Annotated in this window: 9 protein-coding genes and 1 pseudogene; 7 read left to right on the plus strand and 3 right to left on the minus strand. The window is 62.0% G+C overall.

Features of this window, described 5'->3' with window-relative positions:
* Window positions 1-10 precede the first annotated feature (10 nt).
* From VGI36_18995 to VGI36_19015, 5 genes and pseudogenes are all read left to right on the plus strand, one after another.
* Window positions 11-802 carry an SDR family oxidoreductase gene (locus tag VGI36_18995; protein HEY2487236.1) on the plus strand — a complete coding sequence of 264 codons (792 nt, stop codon included), beginning with the start codon at window positions 11-13 and terminating at the stop codon, window positions 800-802.
* Window positions 803-812: 10 nt separating this feature from the next.
* Window positions 813-1634 carry an enoyl-CoA hydratase/isomerase family protein gene (locus tag VGI36_19000; GenBank protein HEY2487237.1) on the plus strand — a complete coding sequence of 274 codons (822 nt, stop codon included), beginning with the start codon at window positions 813-815 and terminating at the stop codon, window positions 1632-1634.
* Between the two features lie 178 nt (window positions 1635-1812).
* Window positions 1813-3111 (plus strand): acyl-CoA dehydrogenase family protein, encoded by a 1299-nt coding sequence (locus tag VGI36_19005; protein ID HEY2487238.1) that lies wholly within the window; start codon window positions 1813-1815, stop codon window positions 3109-3111.
* Window positions 3108-3884, plus strand: a complete 777-nt coding sequence (locus VGI36_19010; GenBank protein HEY2487239.1) for an SDR family oxidoreductase — start codon at window positions 3108-3110, stop codon at window positions 3882-3884. The genes VGI36_19005 and VGI36_19010 overlap by 4 nt, the downstream gene beginning before the upstream one ends.
* A gap of 177 nt (window positions 3885-4061) precedes the next feature.
* A pseudogene (locus VGI36_19015) lies at window positions 4062-4821 on the plus strand (alpha/beta fold hydrolase).
* Between the two features lie 104 nt (window positions 4822-4925).
* On the opposite strand, the gene tenA reads toward VGI36_19015, so the two are convergent.
* Window positions 4926-5597, minus strand: coding sequence for a thiaminase II (gene tenA, locus VGI36_19020; protein HEY2487240.1), 672 nt, complete (start codon window positions 5595-5597; stop codon window positions 4926-4928).
* Between the two features lie 9 nt (window positions 5598-5606).
* Window positions 5607-6395: a bifunctional hydroxymethylpyrimidine kinase/phosphomethylpyrimidine kinase gene (gene thiD, locus VGI36_19025; protein ID HEY2487241.1), complete on the minus strand. Its 789-nt coding sequence runs from the start codon at window positions 6393-6395 to the stop codon at window positions 5607-5609.
* 218 nt (window positions 6396-6613) lie between these two features.
* Between thiD and VGI36_19030 the strand changes: the two genes are divergently transcribed.
* Complete coding sequence (locus VGI36_19030; GenBank protein HEY2487242.1) at window positions 6614-6754, plus strand: hypothetical protein; 141 nt, start codon at window positions 6614-6616, stop codon at window positions 6752-6754.
* Window positions 6755-7168: 414 nt separating this feature from the next.
* Complete coding sequence (locus VGI36_19035) at window positions 7169-7753, plus strand: DUF3501 family protein (GenBank protein ID HEY2487243.1); 585 nt, start codon at window positions 7169-7171, stop codon at window positions 7751-7753.
* Window positions 7754-8005: 252 nt separating this feature from the next.
* Here VGI36_19035 and VGI36_19040 read toward each other — a convergent pair whose 3' ends face one another.
* The gene (locus VGI36_19040; GenBank protein HEY2487244.1) at window positions 8006-8692 is read right to left on the minus strand and encodes a hypothetical protein; all 687 of its coding nucleotides are present in this window, start codon (window positions 8690-8692) and stop codon (window positions 8006-8008) included.
* Window positions 8693-9426 lie beyond the last annotated feature (734 nt).

The following is a 9426-nucleotide window of genomic DNA, read 5'->3' on the forward strand; positions in this document are numbered from 1 at the left end:
GAGCCCAAGCATGAGCACCAACATTCTCGACCTCAAAGGTCACATCGGACTGGTCACCGGCGCGGGACAAGGCGTCGGTCGCGCGGTCGCGCTGCACTTCGCCAATAACGGCGCGGGCGGGGTCGTGGTCAACGATTTCGTGCTGGCCCGCGCCGAGGCGGTCGTTGTCGAAGTCGAGCGCGCCGGATGCGCCGCGCTGGCGGTGCAATCCGATGTCACCGACTTCGCATCCGTGGGCGCGATGTTCGACCAGGCGCGCAGCAAATTCGGAAGCGTTGACCTCCTGGTCAACAACGCCGGCAACGCCGGCGCCGATCCACGCGCCGTCTCGCGCAAGCCGTTCTGGGAGCAGGAGCCCAAGGACTGGCAAGCTTTCTTGGGCACCAACCTGTTCGGGGTGCTGAACTGCGTGCGGCACGCGGTGCCAGGAATGATCCAGAAGAATTACGGCAAGCTCGTCACGGTGATTTCTGACGCGGGCCGGGTGGGTGAGCCGAATCTCGAAATCTACTCTGGGGCGAAGGCGGGAGCAGCGGGCTTCATGCGCGCGATGGCCAAGGCGCTGGGGCGCTTCTCGATTACCTCGAACTGCGTGGCCCTGGGCGCGACCCGCACGCCTGCGATCGCCGCGGCGACCTCCAATGAAGAATTCGCCAAGCGAATGCTCAGGTCGTACACGATTCGCCGCTTCGGTGAACCCGAGGATGCCGCGAACATGATCCTGTTCCTGGCGTCGGACGCATCGAGCTGGATGACGGGACAGACGGTGCCGGTCAACGGCGGCTACTCTTTCGCCATGTAGAGGAAACAGCATGAACTACGAAACCATCATTCTCGAACCCAAGGACGGCATCGGATACCTGACCCTCAACCGTCCCGAACGCGCTAACACGATCAGCCTTCAGCTCATGATCGATGTGGTTAACGCGATGGAAGAGATCGACAAGGACCCCGAGTATCGGGTCGTGATCCTCACCGGCGCCGGTGGCAAGCATTTCTGCGGCGGCGCAGACCTGCGCGATTTTGCGGAACGCGCCCGCCAGCGCGGCGCGAGTGGCGGGCAGCCGGGTGCAGGCGGGGGAGACTTCGTCTCGCCGCGCCGCGACCTGTTCACGGCGCTCGAGGAATCGCGTGTTCCAGTCATCGCCGCGATCAACGGTGCCGCGATGGGGGGAGGATGCGAGATCGCGCTGGCCTGCGATATCCGCATCCTCGCCGACACTGCGACCATAGGTCTTCCCGAAATTCGTTTCGGCGCATTGCCCGCTGGTGGCGGCACCCAGCGTCTGCCCCGCCTGGTCGGTGCGGGAATCGCCAAGGAGATGATTTTCAGCGGTCTTCCATGGACGCCGGAGCAGGCGTATCGCGTTGGGTTGGTGAATCGCGTCGTGCCGGCCGCGGACCTGATGAAGTCGTGCGAGGAAATCGCCCGCGTCTACATCGAGCGCGCCGCCTACGCGCTCAAGACAGCGAAGGCGCTCATCAATAGGGGCCTGGACCTGACCTTGAAGGACGGCCTCGCGCTAGAGCGCAAGATGATTGCCGAGATGGCCACGCCCGAAGAGCGGCGCAAGGCCCAGGATGCCGCGGCGGCCACGCAGAAGACCTACGCCCGCATCTTTAGTAAGACCTAAGTGTCATCCTAAGGAGTGAGCAACGCGAAGGAGCGAAGCGTCTCGGACCGCTACGCGTATGCGAAGCCAGCACCGGTCCCCCGCTCCCCAAGCGCCCTGTGGAAGTTGCCATCGTGCTTGCAGACAAGGTACTCAGAACCCACCCGAGCAAAACAGATCTGCTCGAAGGAGAACTATCGTGAGCTGGGATTTTGAAACCGAACCGGAATATCAAAAGGAGCTGGATTGGGTCCAACAATTCGTGCGCGAGGAAGTCGAGCCGCTCGACTATGTCCTCGGCCATCCTTATGACGTACGCGACCCCAAGCGCAATGCGCTCGTGCGCCCGCTCCAGGCCGAAGTAAAGAAACACAAACTGTGGGCATGCCACTTGGGCCCCGAACTGGGTGGCCAGGGCTACGGCCAGATCAAGCTGGCCCTGATGAATGAAATTCTCGGCGGCTCGCGCTTCGCGCCGATCGTCTTCGGATGCCAGGCGCCCGATTCCGGCAACGCTGAGATTCTTGCGCACTACGGAACCCCCGATCAGAAGAAACGCTTCCTAGCCCCGCTCCTGAACAATGAAATCGTGTCTGCGTTCTCGATGACCGAGCCGCAGGGCGGAGCGGACCCCAAGGTCTTCACCACCAAGGCGGAACTCAAAGGCGACCAGTGGGTCATCAATGGCCAGAAGTGGTTTTCATCGAATGCCCACCTGGCCTCGTTCCTGATCGTGATGGCGGTGACCGACCCCACGGCCTCGCCGTACCAGCGCATGTCGATGTTCATCGTGCCGACCGACACACCGGGGGTGAATATCCTGCGCAACCTCGCCGTGGGTATGCACGAGCGCGAGGGCAGCCACGCCTTCATCCGCTACGAAGACGTGCATGTCCCGAAGGACCACATGCTCGGACCCCGTGGCGGCGCATTCGTCGTTGCGCAGACCCGACTGGGCGGCGGGCGGATTCATCATGCGATGCGGACCATCGGGCAGGTGCGGCGCGCGTTCGACATGATGTGTGAGCGGGTGCTGTCGCGCACCACTCAGGGTTCGCTGCTGGCGGACAAACAGATGGTACAGGAGAAGATCGCCGACTCGTGGATGGAGATCGAGCAGTTTCGACTGCTGGTATTGCGCACCGCGTGGAAGATCGATCGCTATAAGGACTACCTGAAGGTGCGCAAAGATATCGCGGCGGTCAAGGCACTGATGCCGAAGGTATTCCACGACGTGGCGGCGCGCGCGCTTCACCTGCATGGATCACTGGGCGCGACCAGCGAAATGCCGTTCGTGGAACAGGTGATCCAGAGTTTTCACATGGGCTTGGCCGATGGCCCAACCGAGGTTCACAAAATCACGGTTGCCCGGCAGGTGCTGCGCGAGTATCAGGCCACGACCGATCTTTTTCCGACCCAGCACATCCCCAAGCTGCGCGAGGCGGCGATCCGCAAGTACGCGGGTCGCATCGAGCGCGAGGTGTCGATGCAATCATGACGGCGCCCATCCAGTACGACTATTCCGGCCAGGTGGTGTGTATTACCGGCGGGAGCCGCGGCCTTGGTCACGCCATGGCGCTGGGCTTCGCGGCAGCCGGAGCGAATCTCGCGATTGCGAGCCGCAAGATCGAATCGTGCGAAGCGACGGTCAAAGAAATCCGTGCGCTGGGCCGCGACGGTTCGGCGCACGCAATTCACGTTGGCAAGTGGGACGATTGCAACCGGCTTTACGATGAAGTCTACGCGAAGTGGGGCCGCTGCGATGTGCTGATCAATAACGCCGGCCTGTCGCCATTGTACTCCTCGTTGGTCGAGCACACCGAGGACCTCTTCGACAAGGTGATCGCGGTCAATCTGAAGGGACCGTTTCGGCTGGCGGCGCTGTTTGGGTCGAAGATGAAGGCCGGCGCCGGCGGCGCGATTATCAATGTCTCGTCGGTCTCTTCGATTCGACCCTCTGCGACCACGGCGCCATACTCGGCGGCCAAGGCGGGGCTGAACGCGATTACGGCTGCCTTTGCGAATGAGTACGGGCCGAAGGTCCGCGTCAACTGCATCATGGCGGGCCCGTTTCATACCGATATCAGCAAGGGGTGGTCGCGCACCGAAGAGTTCACCCAACGGGCCGCGAGGAATTACGCAAGCGGACGGGCTGGCGAGCCGGAGGAAATCGTGGGCGCGGCCCTGTACCTTGGCAGTCCAGCAGCCAGCTTCACAACCGGAGCGGTGCTGACCGTCGACGGCGGGCAAGCGAATCCCAGAGTGGCGTAGGAGGATGAAGCTGGGCGGGCGCGCCGCAACCCCCACGACCCAGGTGTCGCTGACCGGGTCCAGGGAATCCCGCCGCAGTCAAGCCGCGCGCGCGAGAAGGACTCGGCGGCAACGCCAACCGGCAGGAGCAACCGACAGACCGCACCTGGCGGGAGCTCCACGCTCTTGGAGGCAATCATGGCGTATCTCAATCGCGACGGAGTCAAAATCTACTACGAAGAGTGGGGCAGCGGCCCTGCCGTGCTGCTGTCGCACGGGTACAGCGCAAGCGCCCGGATGTGGCAGGGGCAGTTGGAGGCTCTGTCCGATCGCTATCATTTGATCGCTTTTGACATGCGCGGCCACGACCGCTCCGATTCGCCCGATGATCCGGCCCGGTATTCACACGAACTCACCATTGGCGACATGAGCGCGGTGCTCGAGCAGTGTGCGGCGAGCGGTCATCAGTGGATTGTCGTTGGGCGGTTTCATGTCACTGGCGTTCCACCTCGTCCATCCGGACCGAACCATCGCGCTGATGCTATTTGACACCGGGCCCGGCTACAAAAAGGACGGTTCGCGCGAGGAGTGGAACAAGATGGCGAGGGCGCGCGCCGCACAACTCGAAATGGACGGGCTCGACACTGCGCAGGCGAGTGCCGAGGTGCGCGTCGCGCGTCACCGCAGCGCGAAGGGCCTGGCGCTCGCGGCGCGGGGAATGCTGACACAGAAGGACGGTAAGGTCATCGAGTCATTAGCGGAAATCCGGGTGCCCACGTTGGTGCTTGCGGGTGCAGAAGACAAGATGTTCATCCCGTCCGCCGAGTACATGGGGGCCAAGATTCCTGGCGCTGACAAGTTAATCCTGGCGAACGCGGGTCACGCCGCGAATATCGACCAGCCGGCCGCTTTCAATGCGGCGGTGCGGAAGTTCCTGGATCGAGTGACCAGCGGATAGTTGCGGTCCGTCCGCCGCATCGAGGGCGCTGTGGAATTCCGCGGAGATCGAGGCGCGCGCACTACACTGCCGCTTTGGGTGTTCTGCCCGGTTTGGCCGGGAGTTCACACCGGCCAGGTCGCCTTGGTCCAGGACATTTCCCAGAACAGATATTCGAAACGGCTGCTGGTCAGGAATAGATCCGACAGCCAAGCCGTCTCGGGTGGCGGTATCCCGTCGGCGAGTCGATCGAGCAGCTGCACCAGTCGCTTCGCGCCCTCCACGAATTCAGGTGAGGTGTAGGTTTTGATCCATTCGCGGTAGAAGGAATTGTTCCCGCCGCCACCCTCGTGCTCCAGCGCGCGGGCGATCTCCACGTAGCCGAGCTGGCAGGGCAGCACGGCGGCCACGATCTCGACGATCGAGCCACTGTATGCGGTGCTTAAAAGGTGGCGCGTATATCCGTGAGTTACCGGCGCCGCGCGAGCGCCAGTGAGAGCCGAGTCCGCGATGCCCAGACGCTTGCAGTAGTCGCGGTGTAACTGCATTTCGGTCTGCAGGGTGTCATTGAGCAGGCCCGAAAATAGCCCCATGACGCCAAGGTCGCGCGCTTTCGCGGAGGCCAGCGCGAACACGCGACAATACTCGACCAGAAAGAGGTAATCCTGTTCCAAGTAGAAGCCAAAGCGATCTACCGGCAGGGTGCCGTCGCCGAGCCCGCGCACGAACGGGTGGGCAAGCTCGCGCTTCCAGATTTCCGCGGCGTCGGAGCGCAGGATGCTACTCAATGAGTCCATCACAGCCGATCAGGTCTTGTCAGAGGCGAGGTGATTGAGGAGTCGCGCGCCGCGTCCCAGCTCGGGAGATTGCGCGATGGCGCGGGTGACGAAGTGCTTGGCGGCGCCAATCGCGTCGGCAAGCGGGTCGCCCAGCGCGAGCCGCGCCGCAATGGCCGCGGACAAGGTACATCCGGCTCCGTGTGCCCGGGCGCCGCGGCGGGGCATGCTGTATTCGTGGATTTCGTGGCCGTCGAAGAAGACATCGAGCGCGTCGCCTTTAAGCGCACCGCCGGTAACGAGCGCGGCCCGCGCGCCGATGTGAACCAGTTCGCGCGCGGCCCTTCGCATCGCGTCACGCCCGGTGATCTCCTCGCGTCCCAGCAGGATCTCGGTCTCGCGCAGATTGGGCGTGACCAGTAGCGCGAGCGGAAACATGTGCTCGCGCAGTGCCGCGACCGCGCCCGGAGTAAGCAGCAAATCGCCGCTTGCCGCGACCATCACCGGGTCGACCACCAGGTTGGGAATCGAGCGTTCGCGTACCGCCGCCGCCACCACTTCGATGATCTCGGTACGGGAGAGCATTCCGCTCTTGGCCGCCGCCACCGGCAGATCGTCCATCACCGCCTGGATTTGCGCGCTCACGAACTGCGCATCCAGATCGGCGACTGAACGTACTCCCAGCGTGTTTTGTGCGGTGAGCGCGGTGATCGCGGTCGCACCGAACACGCCGAGCGCAGAAAAGGTCTTGAGATCGGCCTGGATGCCGGCGCCGCCGGAGGAATCCGAACCGGCGATACTGAGCACCACTTTGAGCATCGCAGTTGAGATTAAATCATCACGGGAGCGAGGTCACCAAGCGGGGAGCGGTACCGTTAAGGCCTTGACGTCACTTACTATCAGATGATAATAATTCTCATCTAGGTATTGGAACTACGCTTGCTCAGCGAGAGACGCCGCGCCGGATATGCGGTGCTGCGGCTGGCCGAATTCGCGCGACGCTGTCGCGGCGCCAGGCGCGCAGCAACATTGAGTCGATGCTTCCCCTGGTCCGGCAAGGCGACCAGGTGGCCGCCATCAATCCCACCTGCTCGCTGACCATGCGCAAGGAGTACCCTGCCTTGCTGGCCGGTGCTGAAGCGAAGGAGTTCGCGGCGGCCGTGGTGGATCCGCAATAGGTGCTCTGGCAGTTGAAGTCGGCAAATCTTTTTCGCCTCGATTTCCGTACTACCCCGGGCAAAATTGCCTATCACGTGCCCTGTCATCTAAAAGCGCAAGCGATTGGATTTCGATCACGTGACCTGATGCGGACTATTCCGGGCGCCGCAATCACGACCGTCGATGCCTGCACCGACCACGACGGCACCTGGGCGATGAAGAAAGAGTATTTCGAGCTCTCGCTCCGAACCGGGAAAAGGCGTTCGCCGTCTGCGCGATGCCGACGCCCGCATGATCGATTGCCCGCTGGCGACGCTGCAGATTCTGCAGGCCACCGGCATTCGCCCGCTGCATCCCCTCGAGATCCTCGCACGCGCGTATGACGACACCGGGTTCCCGGACCCGGTGCCGCCTCCGCGACCGGAGCAATCAACATGAAGCCGATCACCGCAAGCGAGATCCTGGCGCCGGCCGACTATGAAAGAGTGCGCGGGCGGCTGCGCGCGCTGTTCATTCACGAGAAGGACCGTCGACGCCTGGCGGTCGGATCGCATTTGACCCTGCTGTTCGAGAACGGACAGACCGTCTGGTACCAGACTCAGGAGATGATTCGTACCGAGAAGCTTGTTACCGCAGACGCCATCGCGCACGAAATCGAAACCTACAACGAGCTGCTCCTGGGCCCCGGCGAACTGGCGGCCACCATGCTCATCGAATATCCAGAGCCAGGGCAACGCGACGCCGCGCTGCGGCGTCTGCTCGGACTCGAAAATCATCTCTGGATCTCGATGGGCGAAAAACGTGAGCGCGCGGTCTTCGATACGCGCCAGATGACCATCGACCGCATTAGCTCGGTGCAATTCGTGCGGTTTCCAGTCGGATCAATCGATCGCGGTCGATTGCTAGCGTTCGCCGAGGGCGGCAAACTCGCGATTGAAGTGGATCATCCAAGCCTCGCAGCACGTGCGCCCATACTCGGCAATCTAGCCCGTGCCCTCGCCGAAGACCTCGCGGGCTGACGCGGATTTAAACCGGTTCCGACCCCGCAGAAGGAAGACCCGCTGGTCGCGGATTAATTGCGCGCTCAGGTGTTTTTCTCGCCGATGATGCGCCCACGGTCCTTGCTGCTGAGACGGCCCGTTTGCAAGGCTGGGGTTGCCTTCGCTGACTTGGGTCCGCCGTTTCCGTCAGCAAGGTTTGTGCACCAACTAGCAAAGAAGCCTCGGAGGATAACCTCCGAGGCTTCTTCTGAACGACCACTCTTCTGCGCTTTAGAGCGGGGCGACCCCAATAGGAATGGTCAGCCTTGTCTTGGGGCCCCTGAGTACCAAGGTTCCCCTCATATTTACTACTCCGATGCTATTGACGTTAGAGAACAACAATATTGAGCCACGCAGGCTGTTAGCCACGTACAGATCATCAGTCCCAGCGGCTAACCCTTTCGGGCTCAGCGCGATACCCATAGGAGACGTCAGGTTCGTCCTCTTGCCCCGGATTTCAGTGAGAACCGCACCGGCCGGGCTGAACTCGAAAATCGCGTTCGCGACAAGGTCCGAAACAAAGATGTTTCCGGCGGGATCTACTGCCACTCCATTGGCTGACTTAAGGATACCCAAGCCGACCAGGTTGGTGGGAGCGAAGCAACCTGTGGAGGCGGGGTTCGCGGTGTTAGCCAAAGAGTATTCGGTCACGTAGGCGGGGATGCCCATGGCGGGATTGCCGGAGTTCGCAACCAACACGTCGCCTGCGGCGTCGGTTGCAACGCCGGCCGGCAGAAGAAGGGCGGTGTCGGTGAGGCCCAAGCCCTTGCAAACGAGCGTATTATGAATGGTTCCCAGAATGTTGCCCGTCCAGCTTGAGGTGCCGGCGTTGGCGGGGAACAGGATCACGCTACCCACGTTGGCGGGTTTCGGGTCACCGAGGAAGTTGGCCACGTAGAAACTCTCAGACAGCGCCATGAGGGGCTTCTTTGGGACGAAAGCTATACCTTGGGCTAGCGAGAGATCGAGCGTTGGACTCGCGGGCGGCGTCTTGGGCGAGATGAAAAGGACTGGTCCGGACGCCCCGGTCGCGTTGGGCGCAAATTCCAGGACTTCGCCTATACCACTGGTTACGGCGAGTGCGCCCTCGGGAGTAGTCGTTATCGATGTGGCGCCAGTGAGCGCGGAGCTAGTGATATTCCCGGTAGGAACCTTATTTTGTCCTCCGCCGGCCGTGTCAACCGCGATGTTGCAAAAGAAGCAGAGGCCACCAAGACCCGTGACTGTGCCACCGAAATTCAATACAGCCAGCTCATCAATAGGTCCCGCGTAGCCGACTCCGACGACTGCCAGCGAAGCCACGATTAGTGCGCTCGCTATCGTCATTAACGTGCGCCGGGCGCGTGCGACCATTAGCGCGGCTCTGTGCACTAATGAGAACCAATCTCTGACCTGAGTCATCGTATGCATCCTTCCCTGAGTCATGTTGTAACCCCCGCTGAGTCAGCAGGCACGTACCCTGTGACTCAACCTGTCGTCCTCCGCGTTTTTTGGCCGACCAATCCCCAAGAAAGCCGGCGCAAGAAGATCCTCCCGTGACCTAAAAGGAAGGCCTCCCAGACGCGCGTTTCGGTTCGCTTACCTACACTGATCCAGAAACAAATTCAAGCAGGCCGTAATGCCTGCGTAATTTGCCGATGGACACTAGCAGA

The sequence above is a fragment of the Candidatus Binataceae bacterium genome (assembly GCA_036495685.1).
Lineage (GTDB): Bacteria > Desulfobacterota > Binatia > Binatales > Binataceae > JAFAHS01.

Bases quoted from the DNA above. Each gene is read 5' to 3' on its own strand.
- VGI36_18995 (HEY2487236.1), top strand. From the start codon at position 11: ATGAGCACCAACATTCTCGACCTCAAAGGTCACATCGGACTGGTCACC.
- VGI36_19000 (HEY2487237.1), top strand. From the start codon at position 813: ATGAACTACGAAACCATCATTCTCGAACCCAAGGACGGCATCGGATAC.
- VGI36_19010 (HEY2487239.1), top strand. From the start codon at position 3,108: ATGACGGCGCCCATCCAGTACGACTATTCCGGCCAGGTGGTGTGTATT.
- tenA (HEY2487240.1), bottom strand. From the start codon at position 5,597: ATGGACTCATTGAGTAGCATCCTGCGCTCCGACGCCGCGGAAATCTGG.
- thiD (HEY2487241.1), bottom strand. From the start codon at position 6,395: ATGCTCAAAGTGGTGCTCAGTATCGCCGGTTCGGATTCCTCCGGCGGC.
- VGI36_19030 (HEY2487242.1), top strand. From the start codon at position 6,614: ATGCTTCCCCTGGTCCGGCAAGGCGACCAGGTGGCCGCCATCAATCCC.
- VGI36_19035 (HEY2487243.1), top strand. From the start codon at position 7,169: ATGAAGCCGATCACCGCAAGCGAGATCCTGGCGCCGGCCGACTATGAA.
- VGI36_19040 (HEY2487244.1), bottom strand. From the start codon at position 8,692: ATGGCGCTGTCTGAGAGTTTCTACGTGGCCAACTTCCTCGGTGACCCG.